The following is a 22753-nucleotide window of genomic DNA, read 5'->3' on the forward strand; positions in this document are numbered from 1 at the left end:
AGCCTCCGATGAGGCGATCATCCTCCGCTATCCGGCAGAGAACATCACTAACTGGCGAACAAAGCGTATCAATGGGCGCGATCAACTGGTGCTGGTGGTCCTTCGTGAATGCGTAGAAGAGCCGGATGGTTACGCTTACAAGGATGAAATCCAGTACCGAGAGCTGGCGCTGGAAGAAGGGCGGTTCATCTGTCGGGTATGGCGCCGGGCTGGTGGCACTGCAAGCGGAACCTACACCGTTGACAGTGAGTACCACCCTAAGCCGAAAGGAAAGGACTACTGGGATGAAATCCCGTTCACATTCGTCGGGGCCCAGAACAACGATCCTACCATTGATGATTCACCGCTGGCTGCGCTGGTGGAGATAAACCACGGTCATTACCGAAACAGCGCTGACTATGAGGACAGCGTTTGGTTCTGTGGCCAGGTGCAGCCCTACATGACTGGGCTCGATACCGGCTGGCGCGATCACCTCGAGAAGAAGGGCGTGAAAATTGGTTCCCGATCACCGCTTTTGCTTCCCAAGGAGGGCTCGTTTGGTTATGCCCAGGCACAGCCGAACATGCTGGCTAAAGAGGCCATGGACAGCAAACGCGATTACATGGTGCAGCTGGGCGCCCGACTGATTGAGCAGAACGCCACGGCGAAGACGGCAACCCAGGCGAGCGGTGAGCAAACATCCTCAACGTCGGTGCTCGGTATCTGCGTCTCGAACGTTTCCGAGGCCTATACGCTGGCACTTGGCTGGTGCGCGAAATACCTCGGCATCAAGGGAGAAACGACGAGTTACACCATCAATCAGGAATTCATAGCGAAGGTTGCCGAGTCTGGCATGGTGACGGCAATCGTCAACGCTTGGCAGTCCGGTGCGCTGCGCGATAGCGATATGATTCGCTCGCTGCAGAAGCTCGATCTCATTGACCCGGCAGACAGCCCGGACGAGGTTATTGATGCGCTTCGCAATCAGGCACCAACGTTGACGGGAGGCTGATATGCCCACCATTAACGAAAGCCTGCGTGATGAATCTATCGCGCATTCCGTTTGGTTAAGCCGCTACGCCACTGGAGTGGCAAACCGGATGGTGAAGTTGCTCAGCGAGACGGACGCAGAACTGTCGGCACGCCTGCTGGATGCGCTGGACAGATTGCCGCCGGAGAGCTTCACAGTTAATCGCCTGCAGAGTTTACTGGGCAGCGTGCGCGATCTTAACCATCAGGCCGTAGCCACCATGCAGGCAGGGCTCGAGAGTGAGCTGGTGGCGCTGGCAAAGAACGAAGCCAGTTATCAGCTGAACCTGTTCGATTCCCTTCTGCCATCACAGGTCCTGTCTCACTATCCGTTGCAGGGCATCACCGCCGATATGGTGTATGCCGCGGCGATGGCGCAACCCTTTCAGGGCGGCTGCTGAGTGAGTGGGCGGAGAATCTGGAATCGGACAGGCTGGCGCGTATCGTGAACGCCGTCCGCAGGGGGTATCTTGCTGGCGACACGGTAGAAACTATCGCGTGCAATGTTCGTGGCCACGCCAACAAAGACTATCGCGACGGGGCGCTGCAGATGAGCAGGGCAAACGCCGCCAGCATCGCTAAAACAGCTGTGAATCATCTGGCTGCCACAGCGCGCAACAGCTTCACCAGTGCCAACAGCGATATCGTGAAAGGCAAACAGTGGCTGTCTACGCTGGACAATAAAACCAGCCACGACTGCATTATTCGTGACCTGCTGCGTTACACCCTGGATAACAAACCGGTCGGGCATAAGGTGCCTTACCTGCAGGGACCCGGGAAGATTCATTTCTGCTGCCGTTCTACTGAAACTCTGATTCTCAAGTCTTGGCGCGAACTCGGCATTGATATTGATGAGATGGACGAGGGCACTCGTGCCAGCATGGATGGCCAGGTGCCAGCTAAAACCTCGTATCTGGAATGGCTCGCGCGCCAGTCGGCACAACGCCAGGATCAGGTTCTGGGTGCCGAGCGTGGACGTCTGTTCCGCGCGGGTGAAATCGACCTGGCTGATATGTTCACTGACAAAGGCGAGTGGATCAGCCTGGAACGGCTGAAGCAGTTCTCAGGCACAGACAACTAACAATCACATCTTACTCCACGCCCTGGCATCCGCCGGGGCTTTTTTATGGGCGAGGCCCGGCAAAATCCCGAGGGGAAATTATGTTAATTCGAAACATGCTTCTGAAATATTACGCACCTGAAAGCGGCGGCGAGGGCAGCGGTGGCGGTGGTATCGAAATCACCCCAGAAATCCAGAAGCTGATTGATGAGCGTGTGACCAGCGAAGTCACGGGCCTGAAATCGAAAAACTCTGAGCTGCTGGGTACCATCAAGCAGCAAAAAAGAAACCTTGTCACGCTTCGATGGTATCGATCCTGATGCTGTGCGCGGCATTCTCCAGCGTTTTTCCGACGACGAAGAGGCAAAGCTGATTGCCGCCGGAAAAATCGATGAGGTGCTCGCATAAGCGCACCGAGCGTCTTGCGTGCTGACGTTGATAAGCAGATTAAAGCCGCAAATGAACGCGCGGACAAAGCCGAAGCGTTCTCCAACAAATTCCGGATCGAGTTCTGGGCGATGCAATCCGTGCAGCAGCCTCAAAAGCTGGCGCGCTGCCGGAAGCATCCGACGATCTGATTCTGCGTGCCAAAGGCACATTCCAGCTCAACGACGAAGGCGAGGCCGTAGCAGTTGATGCAAATGGCGATGTTCTGTTCGGTAAAGACGGCAAAACCCACTAAGCCCGCTTGAGTGGGCGGAGTCTCTTAAGGAGACGGCTCCGCATCTGTTTCCCACGCGCAGAAGGCACCGGCGCGGGCGGACACAAACCAAACGGCGTTGGCAGCCTGAAACGTTCCGAAATGAGCGCCAGCGACAAAGCGGACTACATCCGCAAGCATGGCCAGCAGACCTTCCTCAAACTTCCGAAATAAGGGATTAACCCATGTCTACCACTGTTAATAGTGACCTGATCATTTATGACGATCTGGCGCAGACCGCTTTCCTCGAGCGTCGCCAGGACAACCTGGCAATTTTCAACGCGTCCTCCAACGGCGCGATCCTGCTGGATAACGAACTGATTGAAGGCGACTTCCGCAAGCGTGCCTTCTACAAAGTGGGCGGCTCAATCGAATCGCGTGACGTTAACTCCACCGAAAAGGTGACGGGTAAGAAGATTGGCGCCGGTGAAGCCGTATCGGTCAAAGCGCCGTGGAAATACGGTCCATACGAAACTACCGAAGAAGCGTTTAAACGGCGCGGCCGCTCGGTTGACGAGTTCTCCGAAGTGATCGGCACTGATGTGGCTGACGCGACGCTGGAAGGCTACGTGAAATACGGCCTGAAGGCGCTTACGGCAGCTATCGGCGCCAACGCGGATATGGTGGTTACCGCCGATATCGAAACAGATGGTAAGAAGACTCTAACGCGCGGCCTGCGTAAGTACGGCGACAAGTTCAACCGTGTCGTGCTCTTCGTTATGCACTCCGCTACTTACTTCGACATCGTGGATGAGGCGATCGCCAACAAAATCTACGAAGAAGCTGGCGTGGTAGTTTACGGCGGGCAGCCGGGTACGTTGGGTAAACCTGTGCTTGTGACCGACACCATGGACGCTGATGCGATCCTTGGGCTGGTAGCCGGAGCGGTTACCGTCACCGAGTCGCAGGCGCCGGGGTTCCGTTCCTACGACATCAACGATCAGGAAAACCTGGCGATCGGCTACCGTGCTGAAGGCGTTGTTAATGTCGATTTGCTGGGTTACAGCTGGGATACCTCCAAAGGCGACAACCCGGACCTGACCAAAATCGGCACTGCAGGTAACTGGAAGAAGCACTTCACCAGCAACAAATCGACGGCTGGTGTACTAATTAAACTGGGATCCGCAGCGGGGGAGTAACGCTGTCAGTGGATAAAACCTCCGCAACCGCTGACAGCACCGATGCGGTCACCATTTCCCTGAAGTACACGCTAAACGGCGCAGGTGTTTCCGGCAAAACCGTTGCCTGGAATTCAACCGGCGGCACGCTCAGCACTGCCAGTTCTCAAACCGGCTCTGCTGGTGGGCCACGGTCAAACTTACCTCTGATACAGCAGGTACTTTAACAGTCACTGGTACTGTTGATGGTGTTGCTAAATCGAGTGAGGAAATCACCTTCATCGCACCTGCTGCAGGCTAACCGATGGGGCGTAAGCCCCATTCAACGGATGCTCAGATGATTATTACTGATATCACCGCCGCTGACGTTAACAGTTACGCCAGCGAAGATGAACTGGCGTCATTTGCCACGCTGAGAGGAGTTGAGGTGCCTGAAAAGCTCACACCATTACTGATTAAGGCGATGGACTACCTGGAAGGTCTTGATTGGGTAGGTTCCAAAGCAGACCCTCGACAGCCGCTGGCCTGGCCACGCGCAAATGTCATTCTGGATGGACACGACTTCCCACCCGACCAGGTGCCGCGGCAGGTTATCACCGCACAATGCATGCTGGCTATCGAGGCGATTGATGGCGATTTGCTTTCAAGCGTTCGTGAGGCCGCGGTTAAAACCGAACGTGTCGAAGGCGCCGTAACCATGACTTATGCGGTTGCCGACGGTGAGGTGTTTACGCCAACTTACCCGGCGGTAATGGCTATTCTCGGCAACCTGGCTGGTGGGCGTGGATATGCAATCAATACTTTCGCGGAGCGCGCGTAATGGCCATCAACTATCAGCGAATGCAGGCGACAACGACTCGTATGCTCAAGCAGAACGGCATTGCATACAACGTCACGCGTAAGGGCACGTTAATCGTCATCGGTGGTGTGGAGCATCGTTCCGAGGATATCCAATTCACCGCCACAGGAGTGAAGACGGATTACGCGCCAGGCGAAATTGATGGAACCGTCATTGAAAACGGTGATGTACGGATTGTCTTCAGTGCTGAGAAGGACATTAAAACCGGCGATCTGATCGACGTGGACGGCGTAAGCCACCGCGTAGTTAAACCAAACCCGTGAAACCGGGCGCTGTGGTGCTCTGCTACAAAGCTCAGTTGAGGGCATAACATGGACGATAATAAGGCGTTCACGGCTGCCATCACCGCGTTCGTGGACAAAGCCAAAGCGAATCAGGAAGCGGTCGTACGTGCTGTCGGCATTCGGATCCTTAATCAACTGGTGATTATGTCACCTGTCGGCAACCCCGAACTCTGGGGCATCAACCAGACGGCAGCCTCTTACAATCAGGCGGTATACGACCATAACGAAGCGCAAAAATCGAACCCTAATAATCTGACTAAAACCGGGCGACTTAAGAAGAAGGCTCGACTGGTGGATGGGATGGATATCAAAGCGCCGCCCGGATATACCGGTGGACGGTTTCGGGGCAACTGGCAGGTGTCTTTTGATGCACCGACCACAGATGAAACGGGACGTGTCGATAAAACCGGAAATCTGACAAAAGCCGCAGGAAATTACACGCTGTCGCTGTTCAAAGTCGGGATGAAGGCTATTTATTTCTGCAACAACGTCCCTTACGCGTATCGACTGGAGATGGGGCACTCTTCCCAGGCTCCGGGAGGGATGGTACGCATTACTGCTGCTGAGTTTCAGCGATTTTTTGAGGATGCAGTAGGGGAGGTGACTAAATGATTCCCGATATCGCGGCGGCGCTGGCCGCCAGGCTCGGCGAGTGGGCTGATGCTGAAGGGATCCCAGTTGCCTGGGAAAACGTGCCTTTCACACCGCCATCTGATGGGCTCTATCTTGCTGTCCATGACATGCCCGCCACGCCGCGTACGGTAGACCTTGGATTGCGCTGCCGCATTTATTCAGGTGTATACCAGATTAACGTTGTGGCCCCAGCCGGCACAGGCCGTACCGATGTTGTGGCCCTGGCTGATCGCGTGGCTGAATTGTTCCCCGAGGGGCAGGAGATTGAAGGCAGGGGTTTTACATGCTGGATAGATCAAACGCCTGGTGTTTTCCGCGGGATCACTACATCTGTCTCTTATACCATTCCCGTTAGTCTCAATTATCGAGCTGATATCTCCAGCTAATCCTTGCAACCTTCTAAAACTGACCGGCACTTTGCCGGTTTTCCCGTTTCTAAAGGAGTAACCAATATGGGCTTTGCATTGCCTAACGGCGCTCACGTCTATCTGGCATCGGGTTATGGCCCAGCCATTACTTTCACCGGGGCGACGAACGCCGAAAATATGGTGATCACCGTGAGTGAAGCGGACGCACTCAAGGTGGGTGATATTGTTCATGTGAACTGCAACTGGTCCGGTGTTGATAACGTCATTGCAAAAATTGATGCGATTGCCGAAAGCGCCGTAACTCTTCGCAATATCAATACCACCAACAAAAACAAATATGCCGCTGGTGGCGGTACCGGTTCGATCCGCAAGGTGCTTGAATGGACCGAGCTGCCGCAAATTACTGAGGTGTCGAAATCTGGTGGCGATCAGAACACCACACAGATTCAGTTCCTGAGCGATGATCGCCAGCGCAACCTGAATACTTATAAATCCGCTGTCTCTCAGACCTACTCGATCGCTCACGACTCAACTCTCCCGGTATATCCGTTGCTGCGCCAACTGGACGAAGACGAAGAGACGGTTGCGGCTTACATGTACGTGCCGAAGGCGAAGGAAAACCGTTACTGGGCGGCCACGGCGTCCTTTGACGATACGCCAACTACTGCGGTTAACGAGGTAGAGACAGTAAGTGTGGTGCTGAACCTGCAGTCACCGGCGATGACGTTCTACAAGGTAACTGACGCTGCCGCCTGACCCGTCAGAGCTTTCACTATTCCATGCCTCCCATAATGGAGGCTTTTTTCGTTAAGAGGTATCGATGGCGACCAAATTCTCCCTTCAGCCAAAACCTACATTCAAGGCCAATGTCTCGATCCCCCGAGCTGGCGCTGAGGATGGCGTGTTGACGTTCACGTTCAACCACAAGCCACTTAAAGAACTGGCTGACCTCGAAAAACTCGAAGGTAAAACCGCCACTGATTTTCTGATGGAAATCATTGCTGGCTGGGCACTTCCGGATGCATTCAACGCGGAAAACCTGTCGGTGCTGCTGGAAAACTATCCGGCGGCGATGAAGGCCATCCCGGAAACCTACTACCGCGAGCTGATGGGCAGCGCGAAAAAAACTGATAGCGGTTGCCTCTGCGTTCTATACGCCTGAACCCACAGCGGCAGACCTAGCACCATACGGGCTTACGCCGGATGATTACGACGATCAATACATCGACGTCTGGCCAGATGTATGGACTTCATTCCTGGTGTTTCAGACTGTCAGTACGCAATGGCGAACGGGAATGGGGGGCGCGTCCGGGCTCGACTATAACGTTTTGCCCTGGGTGATGCGTTTGCACAACGTCGACGACGAGGCAACCGCGCTTTCGGACATCCGGGTGATGGAAAGTGCTGCGCTAAAAATTATGCATAAAGAGAGGGCGGAATGAGTAACGATATCGCCACGATTTCCCTGCGTGTAAATACCAGTGAGCTGGAGCGCGGTAATCAGGCACTGGATCGCTTTCAGGAAACCGCGACCGCCGCGGCAGGTAAAGCTGATGACCTGAACAGTACGTTCCGCACCGGTATCGATAACCAAAAGAAAAACAGCGAAAGTCTGAAGCAACAGCGCCAGGAGTTGCAGAACCTGCTGAATAAAATTAGCCCGGTAAACAAGGCGCTGGATGAACTGGACACGATCCAGGAGAGCCTGGCGAAGTTTCGCGGTAAAGGGCTGGTAGGGGATGAAGACTTTACTCGCTACAACAGCGTGCTTGAGACGACCCGAGCTAAACTGGCGCAGGTCATGGAGTGTGAGACCGCAGAGGGGCGGGCTCGCATTGAACAGGCACAGGCAGCACAGCGTGCAGCTGCGGCGGGCAAAACCTTTATCGATTCGCTGGAAGAGCAGGTCACAGCAATCGGAAAAACGCGCGCAGAACTATTAGAGCTAAAAGCAGCCCAACTTGGCGTGTCCGATCGTGCTGCACCGATGATCGCCCGACTGAAAGAGCAGGAGGAAGCGTGGAATTCAGGAGCGATCAGCGCGGGGCAATACCGCAACGCGATGCGTTATCTACCAATGCAAATGACCGACATCGTAACTTCATTGGCGTCTGGTATGCCGGTTTATATGGTAGCCATTCAGCAGGGCGGCCAGCTGCGCGATTCGTTTGGAGGTGTAGGCAATGCTCTGAAAGCGATGTTGTCGATGGTGACTCCTGCCCGAGTGGCCATTGGTGGCCTGGCCGGTGCTGTTCTGATTGCTGCAAAAGCGGGAGCGGACTACTTCACCGCCTACGACGAAATCAACAAGGCCATTATCAGGACTGGCAATATTGCCGGCACGTCAGCGCTCCAGATTATGGCTTCCTCTCAGTCTATTGCTGCCTCTACTGGCGCTACTGTAGGTACCGTTCAGAGTTTGATGACTGAGCTGGTTGGCATGGGATCGCTGACACAGCAGCAACTTGAAAAAGCAGCGGGCTCTACGGCGCTGGCGGTTCAGACCGGTATAGTCTCAGCGCAGGACATCACCAAAGCCTATAAGGACATCGAAAAAGATCCTGTTAAAGCGCTGCAGAGTCTCAACGAACAATATAATTTCCTGACCGTTTCGCAGCTTAAGCACATTGATGAGCTGGTGAAGCAAAAGGACCAGACAGCGGCCGTTACGCAGGCTATGGACCTGTTTGGCGATACGATGGCAGAACGTGGAGAGCAGGCTTACGACTCGCTGACACCGTTTGGACGACTGTGGCTGGATATCAAGGGCTGGGCGTCTGGGGCTATGCAGAGTATCGGTCAGTGGGTAGCTGAGCTGGCATCAAACACTCTGAAGGAATTCAACGCAATTTATTACAGCGTTGCGATCGTTTTCCAGAAGCTGAACCAGATCATTTCTTCCTCTATCGCGGCTGCGATTAATCTCATTCCTGACTGGGCGAAAACGGATACTTTGCAGGGATGGCAGGACTATAACGAACAAATGGCCAGCGCTTATGGCGACAGTGTTTCTCAGCTGAAAAAAGACTGGGATGCGGCTGATATGAGCGCAGGTAAATACCTCGATACGACCAGAAAGATAAGTACCGCAACCACCCAGAAGGATCGGGAAGGAGTCGCTTCTTTTGGCAAAAAGACGAAAACCGGAAAGCAGAGCACTTTCTCGGCTGGCGATCGCAGAACGGATGCTGCCCAGGCCGAGCTGCTGGCGCTTCAGGCACAGTTACGCGCGCTACAGCAGCATAAAGGGCTGAACGACACTATCAGCCAGCAGCGCAAAGAACTGTGGACGACTGAAGCGAAATTTCAGGTGCTGGAGGAGGCCTCGCGTTCACGTTCACTGACAAAGCAGGAGCAATCCCTGCTGGCGAGTAAAGACCAGGTGCTTCAGTTGGCACGGCAGAAAGCCCTGTTGGGTGATCAGATTTCCGTGCAGGAACTGCTTAATAAGCGCATAGATACCTCGCAGAAATACGTCACGCAGATGGCTGAGAAACAGGCCGCATTACTGGGTGGCGCGGGGATGAGTGACCGCCAGGCGCAGCGTGAGCTGGCAAAAAGTCAGCTCGCCGCCGGCTGGAAAAATACTGGTGGTTCGCTTGATGAAGAGGGATATCAGAAACAGCTTAAGGCAGCTAACGATTACTATGATGCTGAGGATCAGCTACGCGGTGACTGGCTGACCGGCGCGAAAAAGGGATGGGCTGATTTCGAAGACAGCGCGACCAATGTTTACTCCCAGGTGCAGACGGTTACTAGTAACGCGTTCACCGGGATGGCCAGCACCCTGACTGATTTCTTCACAACAGGTAAATCTAACTTCTCAGATTTCCTTTCCACTTTCCTCAAGGGCATCGCCCAGATGCTGACCCAACTGGCTCTGGTTAATGGAATGAAGTCAGCGTTTGGTGGAACCGGTATCGGCGCGTTCTTTGGTTTCTCAGGTGGTGGTTTGGTCCCAGGTTTTGATGGAGGCGGCTACACGGGAGATGGCGGTAAATACCAACCGAAAGGCGTTGTACACGGCGGTGAGTTTGTATTTACGAAGGAAGCGACCCGTGCACTGGGTGTCGGCAATCTGTATGCGCTTATGCGTGGAGCTCAGGGGTATGCAAACGGCGGTTATGTTGGCCGCGCCCCGATGTATGGGCTGCAATCTTCGGCAACTGGCGGCGTAACCGTTCAAACGTCCGTGATCGTTCATAACCAGAACACTCAGCAGCAGGCTTCTGATGACAGTGACGCCATTTCTCGGGCTTACAAGCAGACCATTGATCAGTCAGTACGCGCAGGTATAGCCAAACAGCTCCAGCCTGGAGGTCTCATCTGGAATGCAACGAAATCAAGATAAAGTGCCTCCGCAGATTTTGCCGTTATGCCAATTCCTGATAGGATTAATCTCAATTTTTACTGATGGAATAGGGACATGAAAAAAAATTGTAGGTGTGTTATTTCTTTCCTTCTTATTAGCCGGGTGCGATAAACCTAAAATTGACTCATCAACTGATGACGCAATGAAATCATCTATAGCCAAGGTCAGAGAATCTCTTCCGGAAAATAAACGGGAAGAATTTGATAGCGCTTTAAAGGTCGTAGCGTTCAGTAACATTAATATGGCTGACCTAATGCGAGCATCGTCAGAAAGTGACAAAGAAGATCTAAGCAAGAAGATGCGCGAGCCCCTGTCTGGCAAAACTGGAGAGGAAATCATCTCTTATGCTCAGCAAGTAACTGCCGAGAGGGAACTTAAGCAGAAAGAGCAGGCTATTCAGGAAATCAAAGAGCTTGAACAGAAAAAAGCTGACTCTGAGAAGGCCAAAGAAGAACTCAAAAAAGTACAGATTCTATCATCTCGATTTAGCCTGGAACCTGAAGAGTATGGGAAGCCACAACCTATTATTCGCCTTGTTGTGAAAAACAATACTGATAAAGCTATTTCCCGTGTGTACTTCAATGGAGTGATAGCCAGCGATGGACGTTCAGTTCCATGGCTGGAAAAAGATTTTAACTACGAAATTGCTGGCGGGCTTGAACCGGGTGAAGAAGCTACTTGGGCATTGGCTCCGAATAAGTTTTCTGAATGGGGGCAGGTTGATGCTCCAGCTGATGCGGTCTTCACAGTTACAGTAACGAGAGTAAATGGTGCAAATAAAGAAGCGATGTTTGATGCTTCTGGCTTTACAGAGCAAGAAAACAGCAGGCTTGAAGATCTAAAGAAAAGATACCTTTGAGCTGACGTATCTACTTAACCCGCTTCGGCGGGTTTTTTTATACCCGGAGGAAAGTTGGCGATCGAAACATTTATCTGGCGAACCCAGATTCAGGCGGGCATGGAAGGGGAGTTTATTTACGTAACGCGCTCTGCTTCCTTTGGAGACGGCTTTGAACAGATCGCCGGTGAAGGCATTAACCCTGAAAAACAGTCATGGCCGATGACCTTAACGGGAAAAAAAACTGAGATGCTCGATGCGCTGAGGTTTTGCCGCAAGCACATTACAAAATCCTTTATCTGGACGTCTCCTGTTGGCGAAACCGGTTTATACCGGATTGAAGCTGATTCCATTAAAGTCCAGCCGCTATCCAGCAAAGTGATGACCATAAAAGCAATCTTCAAACAGGCATACGCACCATGATTACTGAAGATTATCAACGCCTCGAACCTGGTGAAAAAATACGTCTTCTTGAGGTAGACGGTTCTGCGTTTGGTCTGGACGACGTTCTGCGCTTTCACGCTTATAACCTCCCGCATACTGAAGAAGAGATTGCGGCTGCTGGTGGCGACGAATCAAAGTTAAAGGCGAAGAGTATCTGGTGGCAGGGCGAAGAGTATGGTGCCTGGCCATATAAGCTCGAGGGACTGGAAGCTTCAACCGATGGCAGCAGCGCCCAGCCGACGCTCACCGTTGCCAACATTGACAGCTCTATCACTGCGCTCTGTCTGGCCTATGACGATATGCTGCAGGCCAAAGTTACGATTCATGACACTTTTGCGCATTACCTGGATGAGCGCAATTTCCCTGATGGAAATCCAACAGCAGATCCCTTGCAGGTGAGAAAGCGGGTTTTCTATATCGACGGTAAAAATAGCGAGCTTCCCGGTGAAAGTATCGAGTTTGTTCTTACCAGCCCGATGGATCTGCAGGGATTGATGATTCCGACCAGACAGCTGCATTCCCTTTGCACATGGTGCATTCGGAATAGGTACCGCACCGGCGATGGGTGCGATTATGCCGGCACGCTTTACTTCGACAGAAACAACAATCCGGTAAGCGATCCCTCATTGGATGAATGCAACGGCACGCTCACCGCATGCAAGCTTCGGTTTGGTGAACACAATGAACTTCCTTTCGGTGGTTTTCCAGGAACATCTTTGATCAGGAGTTAACATGCGTCAGAAAACAATTCAGGACATCCTGGCGCATGCTGCGAAAGACTATCCCACGAATGCTGCGGCGTGATAGCGCAGAAAAGCCGGGTGGAACGCTATTTCCCATGCCGTAATCTGGCTGCTGAACCAACGGAACAGTTTCACCTTTCACCAGAGGATTACGCCGCTGCTGAAGACTGGGGGACGATAACGGGAATCGTACATAGTCACCCTGACGCGACGACCCAACCAAGCGAACTGGACAAGGCTCAATGCGATGCAACGTTGCTGCCCTGGCATATTGTCAGTTGGCCTGAAGGAGACTTTCGTACCATTACTCCCCGAGGTGAATTGCCGTTGCTCGGGCGCCCGTTTGTGCTCGGACACTACGACTGTTGGGGCTGGTGATGAGCTATTTCCGACAGGAGCATGATGTCGAACTTCAGGATTACCGTGTTGATTATCCGTGGTGGGAGGACTCCTATTCGGATAATTTCTATCAGGATTGCTGGTACGAATGTGGGTTCCGAGAATTCAGTGGATCACCAATGCCGGGCGATTTGATCATCATGCAGGTGGAATCGAATAAGTGGAACCATTCAGGGATCTTGCTGGAGGGGAACATGCTTCTCCATCATCTTTATGGTCACCTCAGTCAACGTGTGCCATATGGAGGTTACTGGATGGAGAGAACCATGAAAATTGTCAGGCATAAAAGCCTAATCATGCAGGAGGGATAATGTGCGAATCCGTCCGTACTGTTCGCCTGTACGGTGTTCTTGGTAGTACGTTTGGCCGCGAATTCCAACTTTCGGTAGCCTCACCAAAAGAAGCCATCCGCGCATTGTGCGTTATCGTGCCAGGCTTCGAGCGTTTTTTGAATACCAGTAAGCAGCGCGGGCTTACTTACGCTGTATTCAGTGGAAAGCGTAACCTGAACGATGATGAACTCTCTATGGATCTGAGTACCGCTGATATCCGTATCGCGCCGGTTATCCTCGGGAGTAAACGTGGTGGAATATTCCAGACCATCTTAGGTGTGGCTTTGGTCGCAGTTGGTGCTGTGGCGTCATACTTTGGCGGTGGTGCTGTTGGCGTTCCTCTAATGCAATTTGGCGCTGCGATGGCCCTTGGCGGTGCCGTACAAATGCTATCTCCACAGACAACAGGGCTAGCCAGCAAGCAATCGGCAGACAACAAGGCCAGTTATGCCTTTGGTGGAGTAACAAATACGACAGCTCAGGGCAATCCGGTACCACTCTTGTATGGTCGGCGCCGTATAGGTGGCGCGATCATCTCCGCCGGTATCTATGTTGAAGATCAGCAATAAGCATGCTGTAATGGGCTTACTTAATATGGGGTAACTTGAGCATAGATTCAAAAATGAAAAAAATATCTACTCTTTTCCTTTGTACTTCCTTATTTTCAGGCATGGCTTTAGCTGATAACCATTACATACCTCTCCTCTATAATTTATCTACTATGTTTGATTTCAATCCCGTTAAAGGAGCTGTCAAATCATTAGATACTGATGTTGAAGAAAATGGTAAGGTCACTTATAAAATCGCCATCAGACTGGCTAAGAATGGTTGTGTCGAAAGCTTAGATCTTGACAACGTTTCGTCTGGTCATGAAACAAATCTAAAAAATAGCAATGGAAGTCTTGTTGGACAGAGAGATGGTAAACCTTTCTCTATACAGCTCGATGAAAAATGTAATATTTTGAGTAAAAATGAAAATGGTGACGAGTTGCGATATAGTCTTTACTCGAATGGATTAATTAAAGATACTTATTATTTGGGTAAGAAAATATCTGAGCATTTTTATGATGATAGTTCTAATTTGATACGTTCTGAGTTTTATGGTTCTGGAAAGATTCTCTCTAAAAACGAAATATCTTATGTTGATAAGGACAGGAAGCCTCTTGATTATAAAATCATAAACACATCAGTTTACTCGGAAGGTTATACAGCAACGAATACTTGTCATTATAGTGAAAAGCTTGTCCCTGAAATATGTAAAGTAACAATGCAGAGCGCAGGGAATCCTGTGCCGAAGCCAGTACTAATGACAGCGAATACGAAAGTTGAATTCTACTAGATTAAATACATTTCAATAAGCCACCTCCGGGTGGCTTTTTTTATGGGCGCAATATGGCTATAGCAACCGCTATTAAAGGCCGCAAGGGCGGCAGTTCAAGCTCAAGAACTCCTACAGAACAGCCAGACGATCTGCAGTCAGTAGCCAAGGCAAAAATCCTTCTCGCGCTGGGAGAGGGGGAGTTTGCTGGTGGCCTCACTGCGCGCGATATTTATCTCGATGGCACCGCACTTGAGAATTCAGATGGTTCACAGAACTTCAGCGGTGTGGCTTGGGAGTTTCGTTCTGGAACTCAGGCGCAAAAATACATTCAAGGGATCCCAGGTACTGAAAACGAAATCAATGTAGGTACCGAAGTTTCCAGCTCTTCAGCGTGGACGCGCACGTTCACCAATACGCAGCTTTCAGCTGTTCGCCTGCGTCTAAAATGGCCTTCTCTCTTCAAACAGGAGGACGATGGCGATCTGGTTGGCTATTCGGTCAACTACGCAATTGACCTGCAGACAGATGGCGGCACCTGGCAGACGGTGCTAAATACCAGCGTGACCGGGAAAACCACCTCTGGTTATGAACGCAGCCACCGTATTGATTTACCTCAGGCGGGCAGCACCTGGACCATCAGGCTGCGAAAAATTACAGCCGATGCCAATAGCGCGAAGATTGGCGACACGATGACGCTGCAAAGCTTTACAGAAGTAATTGACGCCAAACTGCGATATCCGAACACTGCGCTATTGTACATTGAATTTGACTCGAGCCAGTTCAATGGCTCAATTCCGCAAATTTCCTGCGAGCCCCGCGGGCGTGTTATTCGTGTGCCCGATAACTATGACCCCGAAACACGAACGTACAACGGCACCTGGACGGGCGCATTTAAGTGGGCATGGACGGACAACCCTGCGTGGATATTTTACGATCTGGTGGTCACTGACCGCTTCGGCCTTGGTAATCGGCTAACGGCAGCCAATATCGACAAATGGACGCTTTATCAGGTCGCTCAATATTGTGATCAACCGGTACCGGATGGTAAGGGGGGTAGCGGAACTGAACCTCGTTACATCTGCAACGTATACATTCAGGATCGGAATGACGCTTACACCGTCCTGCGTGACTTCGCCGCCATTTTTCGAGGCATGACCTACTGGGGAGACGACCAGATTGTTGCCCTTGCAGACATGCCCAGAGATGTCGATTTTACCTACACGCATGCTAACGTTGTCGACGGCAAATTCGTATATTCCAGCAGCACAACCATAAGTCGCTATACAAACGCTCTTGTATCCTGGTCTGATCCGGCAAATGGGTATGCTGATGCAATGGAGCCCGTCTTCGAGCAGGCTTTGGTGGCGCGCTATGGTTTCAACCAGCTTGAGATTACCGCCATCGGTTGCACCCGGCAGTCAGAGGCTAACAGAAAAGGGCGCTGGGGGATCCTGACCAACAATAAAGATAGGATTGTAACGTTTGACGTTGGTCTGGACGGCAATATCCCTCAGCCTGGCTACATTATTGCTGTTTCTGACCGAAATCTTTCAGGAAGAGATTTAGGCGGTCGATTATCCGCGGTTAATCGTCGTGTACTCAAACTTGACCGGGTTCCAAGTGCTAAGGCCGGTGACAGGATAATGGTAAACCTGCCGTCGGGTATCACCCAATCCCGAACGATACAGTCCCTGTCCGGTGAAATCGTTACCGTGACAACCGCCTTTAGTGAACTTCCGCAGGCTGAGGCTGTATGGGTTATTGAATCTGACGAACTTTATGCGCAGCAGTACAGGGTAATTAGTGTCACCGATAACAATGACGGGACATATACCATCGCGGGGGCAAATCATAATCCGGATAAATATGCCCGAATCGATACGGGTGCCATCATTGATCAGCGGCCGGTGAGTATCATTCCTCCAGGTAACCAGTTGCAGCCAGCCAATATCGCGATCAGCTCGTTTTCGGTGATTCAGCAAAATATCAGCGTCGAAACCATGCGCGTAAGCTGGGACCAGGCACAAAATGCCATCGCCTATGAGGCGCAATGGCGCCGCAACGACGGGAACTGGGTTAACGTGCCGCGCAGCTCCACCACATCATTCGACGTCCCGGGGATTTATGCCGGGCGCTACCTGGTGCGCGTGCGTGCAATCAATGCCGCTGAAATTTCCTCAGGATGGGGATATTCAGAAGAGAAAACGCTGACGGGTAAAGTGGGCAATCCACCGAAGCCGGTTGGCTTCATCGCTTCTGAAAGCGTGGTGTTCGGTATCGAGCTCAACTGGGGATTCCCGGCGAATACCGACGACACGCTGAAGACGGAAATTCAGTACAGCCTCACCGGGACCGAAGAAGATGCGATGCTGCTGGCCGATGTGCCTTACCCGCAGCGCAAATATCAGCAGATGGGCCTTAAGGCTGGGCAGATTTTCTGGTACCGCGCGCAGTTGGTGGACCGCAGCGGCAACGAATCAGGGTACACAGAATGGGTGCGAGGACAGGCCAGTATTGATGTTTCCGACATCACCGATGTGATACTGGAGGAAATTAAAGACTCGGATACCTTCAAGGACCTGATCGAGAACGCGGTGGACAGCAACGAAAAAATTGCTGGCATGGCTGACGAAATCAAAAACCATGCTGACGAACTCGAGCAGCAGGCGAAAGACATCCAGGAGAGCGCTGACGGGCTGGCACAGGCCGAAGTGAAGATAGACGAGATTTCTGTCTCGATGGACGGCATGACAGGAGGTGTGAAGAACTCGGCAATTGCGATAATCCAGGCCAATCTCGCCCAAGTGGCCACGCGTAAAACCCTGTCGGCTTCGGTTGCCGGTAACAGCGCGCAGCTGGACCGCATCGATGAGGTGATCGTCACTGACAGGGAGGCAACGGCACGCGCATTGCTGAGCCTGCAGACGAACGTCAACGGCAATACGGCATCCATCAACAGTCTGAGCCAGACGGTTTCGAATTATCAGCAGGCCACGGCGACGCAGATAAACGCCATCACTGCGACCATAAACGGTAATACGGCGGCGATAACAACGAACGCCCAGGCCATTGCGAACGTAAACGGCCAACTCAGCGCGATGTACAACATCAAGGTTGGGGTAACGAGTAATGGCCAGTATTACGCCGCAGGCATGGGGATCGGGGTGGAGAATACGCCATCCGGCATGCAGTCACAGGTTATTTTCCTTGCTGATCGTTTTGCCGTTACCACTGCTGCCGGAAACAGCGTGGCGTTGCCATTTGTGATCCAGAACGGGCAGACGTTCATCAGGGCCAGCTTCATCCAGGATGGTACCATTGAGAACGCCAAAATCGGCAACTATATCCAGTCGAATAATTATGTGGTTGGATCTGCAGGCTGGAAGCTTGATAAGGGAGGAACGTTCGAAATTAACGGAGTGGCCGGGGCGGTAGGATGCTGATATCTAGCACTCTCATTCAAATCTACGACAGCAACAACGTGCTGCGCGTCAGAATGGGGTTATGGTAATGCCACAGGGTTTGCAATGCTGGGACGGCGCCGGGCGTATTGCCGTTGATTTAAGTGATTATGCTATCCGGTATATTGGAAGCACGTCCGTAACATTTGCGGCGGGGGAAACGGCTAAGGACGTTTCCTTTTCCGGGGTAACGCAGGACGGGTCATTTATATCAATCGTATCGGCGAGTTCGGCAGGAGTAATAAATGAATATTATTGCCGGGCTTTTAATGGTGGCTTTACCGTTTTTTATTTACCGAGCGGCGGCAGTATTTCGATAACTCTTAATATGGAGGTTTATAACTTTCAATGAGTGGATTCGAAGTTTATAACAGCGCTGGAAAATTGCTGGTTGATTCACAAAACAGGTCGACACTTTTTTATGATCAGCGTGCGCTCGGTGCAGTGACTGACAAAGGTTATTACCGCGTGGATAGCCCTTTCGGAAACGGAAGCACTCTGGGTATTACCCAGCCGCAATTCTGGAATGATGGGAATTTGCGCTGGCTGCAGCTGGATACTAATAAGTATGGCTTACCAGGAGCTGACCTTCTGGAAGACAATGCGGGCAGCATGATACGCACGTCCAGAAACGTTGGAATGCAGAGCGGATATCTGGATGTCTTCGACAGCGCGGGGAATCTTATCTGGAGCGCCGCCTCGGCATCGAAAATGCCGCGCGTGGTGGGCTTTTTCGACGTGCCTACCAATTACGATCTGCAGAACAATACCTTTGCGATAAACCTGGGTTTTAATCCGTGGATTCTGGTTAACAACTGCCCAGGCAACCTCAGCGACGACGGAACTGTCGTTGGTTATTCAGGAATCGTACTCAAATGGACAGGCTCACAGCTGCAGGGGAGGTACATCACAAAAAATCAGCGCAACTGGAGCCAGACACTTCAGGGGCGAGGGCTACGAATTCCCATCGCTCAGTTTGTCGGAATTTGATACGGGCGGGACGCGCGGGTATTGAGTAGCGATCATGTTTTGCTTCACACCTTTTGCAGGTTCGAAGCGGTATACGACATCAAGCTTATCCGTTTTCTTATAACAGATATTGCTTAGCCGCTTATTTATATGTCGGCTGAAAATGCCATTGCTGCTGTCTGAAATTACGTTAACTTCCCTCGTGGCGCAGTCGATATTTACGTGAATATCTCCCCCAGAGATAAGCGCGCCGCATCCACCGGGTAATCCATTTTAAAGGCATAGTCTCTGTCTTTATTGGCACAGCCAGCCGCCAGCAAAAGTGCCACGGCAAATAATCGTTTCATTTCTACATTCCTGTATCTGCGGGAATATCCATTTTATTCGAGTTTAAAAATTAGTCAGATTGATAAGAGCGATCAATTTTACTTTATTGATCGCTTTAAACGATCGTTATTATCGTGAGGTAGTTCATGCTTTATAACACTGGCACTATTGCTATCAACGGAAATACAGCCACCGGAACGGGTACGAACTGGACTGCGCCAGCCAGCCAGGTCCGTGCTGGCCAGACGATCATCGTCATGTCTAACCCGGTGCAGATGTTCCAGATTTCATCTGTGAACAGCGCCACGTCAATGACGGTTACGCCTGCTGCTTCCCCGGCGCTGAACGGCCAGAAGTATGGAATACTGGTGTCCGACAACATCTCTGTCGACGGACTGGCACAGGCGATGTCGCAGCTCATCAAAGAGTATGACGAGAACATTGGCGCGTGGGAGACGTTCGCCACTACCTCAGCAAACCAGACCATCACCGTTACCATCAATGGAACCTCCGTCAATATTCCAAGTATTGGCGCACTTGCCAGAAGGGGGGTCAACAGCGATATAACAGAGCTGAAAGGGCTCACTACTGCGCTATCTGTTACCCAGGGCGGTACCGGTTCGGCTACTGCATCAGGCGCTCGCGCAAACCTCGGTTTGGGAAGTAGCGCGACGAAGGACGTGGGAACGGCTGCCGGAACCGTGGCGGCCGGGGATGATTCGCGCCTGGGTACGGTAAACGGGAAGACCGGGGGCACGATTTCGTCTGCTGTGACAATCAATGGTGTTGGTGGCGGAGCAACTGACTGGCATACAAATGCCGGCGGTGGTTTAGGTGTTAGGAAAGGAAATGGAGGTGACAATTCCATTGAGATGAACAATACGACAACGGATTCATCTCAGGGGAATTATGTTAATCAGATAGTCGGTAAGTGGTATAGCGGTTCATGGGCGTTTGGTGCAATACGTAGCGGCTCTACCCCACTTGATCGTGTTCAGTTAAATGTGGTGGCAGAATCAGGAGGGGCAGCAGCATCATTTATGTTTTACCCAGATGGGCGTGGCACAGGTGGTCAATGGGTATCACTCTCTGATGCGCGTATAAAAAAAGACATCATGCGCATATCTGATCCACTCGTAAAGATGAGAACCATTAAGGGCTGCTGTTGGGAGCGTATAGACAATGAAACAACGGGTTACGGCTTTATTGCTCAGGACGTTGAGCAAGTGTTTCCCGAAGCTGTTAAAGGTGGCTATGACATTACTCTTAAGGACGGAACAGTGATTCCTGATGTGAAAACTGTCGATACTTACGGGGTTGCTGCAGCTCTCCACCATGAAGCAATTTTAGCCATGCTTGAGCGTATAGAGTCCCTGGAAAAAAAGGTCGCCCGTGAAGATTAATGGTTTCGTTTTAAAATAGCTGAATCATGAAGTCTGAACATTCATCCACAGCCCGATACGGCATATGACGGGCTGCATTTTTCAGAGGCCTTACTCTTTTACAGGAGCTCTCGTTATATCTTTCTGTCGTTGATTCCAGATGCTGTCCGCGGGCATTTCCACTCGAATACTGACAAACTGGTCACGCGGAATATCGACCGGTTCGCCATCATTAACATCCAGTAATTCATTTCTGGCGAATGCTGGCGCGTCTGGATGCGTGCGGTGATAGGTTTTCACTAACACTGAACCGTCAGCATTAACCTCATAATCCAGCCAGATCAGGGGCTGTTTGTTCCAGTCTGTGGGGATATCAAAACCACCATCAATGCCGCCCCATGCGGCGTCCGAGTTTAGCCCTTCACAACCTTCCACCAGATATTCACCTGTGGCCAGACGGGTTACAGTACAGCCCTCTGATTCATCGTTGGTCAGGTATCTGCCATCGGAAAAAAGTTTAATCACAGGCGAGGCAGCTTTCAGTGTCCCATCACTGGACTTTGTGGTATTGCCGTTATGATATACCTCTAGCCACCCAGAATTAACCCCATCAGCCATTGTCATCCATGTGAATCTTTTTCCTCCCATCGAGAATGCAGAAAATGATTGCTGGGAAACATCATTTGGACCATTTCCCCAACTGCGCTCAGATATTCTAATACCCATAGAGTAATATTGTGGCCCGCCTGAAGTTGATGGAGACATCATAATAAACCTGCTGCCTAATGATTTATCCCACACGTCAGTAATTACCTGCGCTGCACTATTCCCCAGGCCAAACGCGCCCACCTGCATTACGTTTCCTACAGCTGTTCCCACGTCCTTCGTCGCGCTACTTCCCAAACCGACGTTTAATAGATTGCTCTTGAGTGGCCAGGCCGATAACTTCACCTGATTTTTTTGCAGAATTTATTGGGTGAAAAATATGCAAATTGGCTATGTAAGGGTGTCAACAAATGACCAAAATACGGATCTTCAGCGACAAGCACTCGAACGCGCAGGATGTGAGCAGATTTTCGAAGAAAAAATGAGCGGAACAGTGGCGAACCGGCCAGCGTTGAAAAAGCTTCTTAAGGCGCTGAATGAGGGGGATACGCTGGTGGTTTGGAAGCTGGATCGCCTTGGGCGCAGCATGCGGAATCTGGTGCTGCTGGTGGACGAACTCCGGCAGCGCGGCATTCACTTTAAGAGCCTCACTGACAGCATCGACACATCAAGCCCGATGGGCCGCTTCATCTTTCATATCATGTCTGCTCTAGCGGAAATGGAGAGGGAGTTGATTGTGGAGCGCACCCGGGCAGGTCTGGCTGCCGCTCGTGAGAAAGGACGAATCGGCGGCAGGCGTCCGAAGCTTACCCAGGAACAATGGGACCAGGCGGGCCGGCTGATTGCGAACGGCGTGGACAGAAAGCAGGTGGCGATCATCTACGATGTGGCTGTGTGCACACTGTATAAAAAATTCCCCGTTTCAAAAGCGGCTTAAATCTGCGCACAAAGGGTTACGGGCATAAAATTTACAAAAACCATAATTCGAAGCGACATAGAAACTTAGAAACGAAGCGGTGAAGCTTTGAACAACCACATGTGAGCCGGTGTATTGCGTACCCATAAAAATGAAACTACTGTATATAAAAACAGTATTTGAGGTGTATGCAATGGAATTCATCAGGCCAACAGAACTGCGAGAAATTATCGCTCTCCCGCTTTTCAGTGACTTAGTTCAGTGTGGTTTCCCAAGTCCCGCAGCTGATTACGTTGAACAGCGTATCGATCTCAATGAGTTACTTGTCGCTCATCCGAGCTCCACCTATTTCGTCAAAGCCGCAGGTGATTCAATGATCGAAGCTGGGATTAGTGACGGTGATCTACTAGTGGTGGACAGTTCGCGCACAGCTGAACATGGAGACATTGTCATCGCCGCGGTGGAAGGGGAATTCACTGTTAAACGCCTGCAGCTGCGCCCGACAGTGCAGCTCATTCCAATGAACAGCGCGTACTCACCGATCATAGTCGGTAGCGAGGACACGCTCGATGTCTTCGGTGTTGTGACTTTCATCGTTAAATCTGCGAGCTGA

At 51.5% G+C, this 22753-nt stretch carries 22 protein-coding genes and 5 pseudogenes; 25 read left to right on the top strand and 2 right to left on the bottom strand.

The window, feature by feature from the left end; all coding sequences use genetic code 11:
- The first annotated feature begins 346 nt into the window (after positions 1 to 346).
- The 22 genes and pseudogenes from CWR52_RS00005 (at position 347) to CWR52_RS00110 (ending at position 18930) form a co-directional block, all read left to right on the top strand.
- A complete protein-coding gene (locus CWR52_RS00005) occupies positions 347 to 991 on the top strand; it encodes a DUF4055 domain-containing protein (RefSeq protein ID WP_201268162.1) in 645 nt (214 codons plus the stop codon).
- A gap of 1 nt (position 992) precedes the next feature.
- Positions 993 to 2089 (top strand): annotated as a pseudogene (locus CWR52_RS23225) (hypothetical protein).
- 80 nt (positions 2090 to 2169) lie between these two features.
- Positions 2170 to 2942: pseudogene (locus tag CWR52_RS00015) on the top strand (hypothetical protein).
- Positions 2943 to 2953: 11 nt separating this feature from the next.
- Positions 2954 to 3907 carry a major capsid protein gene (locus CWR52_RS00020; RefSeq protein ID WP_046092056.1) on the top strand — a complete coding sequence of 318 codons (954 nt, stop codon included), beginning with the start codon at positions 2954 to 2956 and terminating at the stop codon, positions 3905 to 3907.
- Positions 3908 to 3915: 8 nt separating this feature from the next.
- Positions 3916 to 4113, top strand: a complete 198-nt coding sequence (locus CWR52_RS00025) for a hypothetical protein (RefSeq protein WP_129546943.1) — start codon at positions 3916 to 3918, stop codon at positions 4111 to 4113.
- Between the two features lie 110 nt (positions 4114 to 4223).
- A complete protein-coding gene (locus CWR52_RS00030; RefSeq protein WP_046092058.1) occupies positions 4224 to 4706 on the top strand; it encodes a DnaT-like ssDNA-binding protein in 483 nt (160 codons plus the stop codon).
- A pseudogene (locus tag CWR52_RS00035) lies at positions 4706 to 5055 on the top strand (hypothetical protein). Before CWR52_RS00030 ends, CWR52_RS00035 begins: the two are co-directional and overlap by 1 nt.
- Position 5056: 1 nt before the next feature.
- Positions 5057 to 5641, top strand: a complete 585-nt coding sequence (locus tag CWR52_RS00040; RefSeq protein WP_104948403.1) for a hypothetical protein — start codon at positions 5057 to 5059, stop codon at positions 5639 to 5641.
- On the top strand, positions 5638 to 6048 hold the full coding sequence (locus CWR52_RS00045; protein WP_104950867.1) for a DUF4128 domain-containing protein: 411 nt from the start codon (positions 5638 to 5640) through the stop codon (positions 6046 to 6048). Before CWR52_RS00040 ends, CWR52_RS00045 begins: the two co-directional genes overlap by 4 nt.
- 66 nt (positions 6049 to 6114) lie before the next feature.
- On the top strand, positions 6115 to 6786 hold the full coding sequence (locus CWR52_RS00050) for a phage tail protein (protein ID WP_046092062.1): 672 nt from the start codon (positions 6115 to 6117) through the stop codon (positions 6784 to 6786).
- Between the two features lie 64 nt (positions 6787 to 6850).
- Positions 6851 to 7192: a phage tail assembly chaperone gene (locus CWR52_RS00055; protein ID WP_104948404.1), complete on the top strand. Its 342-nt coding sequence runs from the start codon at positions 6851 to 6853 to the stop codon at positions 7190 to 7192.
- 61 nt (positions 7193 to 7253) lie between these two features.
- Positions 7254 to 7472, top strand: coding sequence for a DUF1799 domain-containing protein (locus CWR52_RS00060; protein WP_025913014.1), 219 nt, complete (start codon positions 7254 to 7256; stop codon positions 7470 to 7472).
- Complete coding sequence (locus CWR52_RS00065) at positions 7469 to 10381, top strand: phage tail tape measure protein (RefSeq protein WP_104948405.1); 2913 nt, start codon at positions 7469 to 7471, stop codon at positions 10379 to 10381. The genes CWR52_RS00060 and CWR52_RS00065 overlap by 4 nt, the downstream gene beginning before the upstream one ends.
- A gap of 94 nt (positions 10382 to 10475) precedes the next feature.
- Positions 10476 to 11261, top strand: a complete 786-nt coding sequence (locus tag CWR52_RS00070) for a DUF6694 family lipoprotein (RefSeq protein WP_348982981.1) — start codon at positions 10476 to 10478, stop codon at positions 11259 to 11261.
- A gap of 54 nt (positions 11262 to 11315) precedes the next feature.
- Positions 11316 to 11663: a phage tail protein gene (locus CWR52_RS00075; RefSeq protein ID WP_047647960.1), complete on the top strand. Its 348-nt coding sequence runs from the start codon at positions 11316 to 11318 to the stop codon at positions 11661 to 11663.
- Entirely contained in the window at positions 11660 to 12415 is a 756-nt protein-coding gene (locus CWR52_RS00080; RefSeq protein WP_104948407.1) for a phage minor tail protein L, read from the top strand. Before CWR52_RS00075 ends, CWR52_RS00080 begins: the two co-directional genes overlap by 4 nt.
- 1 nt (position 12416) lies before the next feature.
- Positions 12417 to 13137: pseudogene (locus tag CWR52_RS00085) on the top strand (C40 family peptidase).
- Positions 13137 to 13727: a tail assembly protein gene (locus CWR52_RS00090; protein ID WP_104948408.1), complete on the top strand. Its 591-nt coding sequence runs from the start codon at positions 13137 to 13139 to the stop codon at positions 13725 to 13727. Before CWR52_RS00085 ends, CWR52_RS00090 begins: the two are co-directional and overlap by 1 nt.
- Before the next feature lie 53 nt (positions 13728 to 13780).
- Entirely contained in the window at positions 13781 to 14497 is a 717-nt protein-coding gene (locus tag CWR52_RS00095) for a YnfC family lipoprotein (protein WP_104948409.1), read from the top strand.
- A gap of 53 nt (positions 14498 to 14550) precedes the next feature.
- Entirely contained in the window at positions 14551 to 17922 is a 3372-nt protein-coding gene (locus CWR52_RS00100) for a host specificity protein J (protein ID WP_348982982.1), read from the top strand.
- A gap of 61 nt (positions 17923 to 17983) precedes the next feature.
- The gene (locus tag CWR52_RS00105) at positions 17984 to 18292 is read left to right on the top strand and encodes a hypothetical protein (RefSeq protein WP_047749202.1); all 309 of its coding nucleotides are present in this window, start codon (positions 17984 to 17986) and stop codon (positions 18290 to 18292) included.
- On the top strand, positions 18289 to 18930 hold the full coding sequence (locus CWR52_RS00110; RefSeq protein WP_104948410.1) for a hypothetical protein: 642 nt from the start codon (positions 18289 to 18291) through the stop codon (positions 18928 to 18930). The genes CWR52_RS00105 and CWR52_RS00110 overlap by 4 nt, the downstream gene beginning before the upstream one ends.
- A gap of 197 nt (positions 18931 to 19127) precedes the next feature.
- On the opposite strand, the gene CWR52_RS23510 is transcribed toward CWR52_RS00110, so the two are convergent.
- Positions 19128 to 19256 carry a hypothetical protein gene (locus CWR52_RS23510; RefSeq protein WP_282558196.1) on the bottom strand — a complete coding sequence of 43 codons (129 nt, stop codon included), beginning with the start codon at positions 19254 to 19256 and terminating at the stop codon, positions 19128 to 19130.
- 126 nt (positions 19257 to 19382) lie between these two features.
- On the opposite strand from CWR52_RS23510, the gene CWR52_RS00115 reads away from it, so the two are divergent.
- On the top strand, positions 19383 to 20639 hold the full coding sequence (locus CWR52_RS00115) for a tail fiber domain-containing protein (protein ID WP_104948411.1): 1257 nt from the start codon (positions 19383 to 19385) through the stop codon (positions 20637 to 20639).
- 90 nt (positions 20640 to 20729) lie between these two features.
- Here the strand turns inward: CWR52_RS00115 and CWR52_RS23565 are convergent.
- Positions 20730 to 21209 (bottom strand): annotated as a pseudogene (locus CWR52_RS23565) (phage tail protein); the annotation flags it as partial.
- Positions 21210 to 21603: 394 nt separating this feature from the next.
- On the opposite strand from CWR52_RS23565, the gene CWR52_RS00125 reads away from it, so the two are divergent.
- Entirely contained in the window at positions 21604 to 22161 is a 558-nt protein-coding gene (locus CWR52_RS00125; protein ID WP_104950873.1) for a recombinase family protein, read from the top strand.
- Positions 22162 to 22333: 172 nt separating this feature from the next.
- Entirely contained in the window at positions 22334 to 22753 is a 420-nt protein-coding gene (locus tag CWR52_RS00130) for a translesion error-prone DNA polymerase V autoproteolytic subunit (RefSeq protein ID WP_024907219.1), read from the top strand.

Origin of the sequence: Enterobacter sp. SGAir0187, from assembly GCF_002952735.2 — a bacterium.
Classification (GTDB): domain Bacteria; phylum Pseudomonadota; class Gammaproteobacteria; order Enterobacterales; family Enterobacteriaceae; genus Enterobacter; species Enterobacter quasiroggenkampii.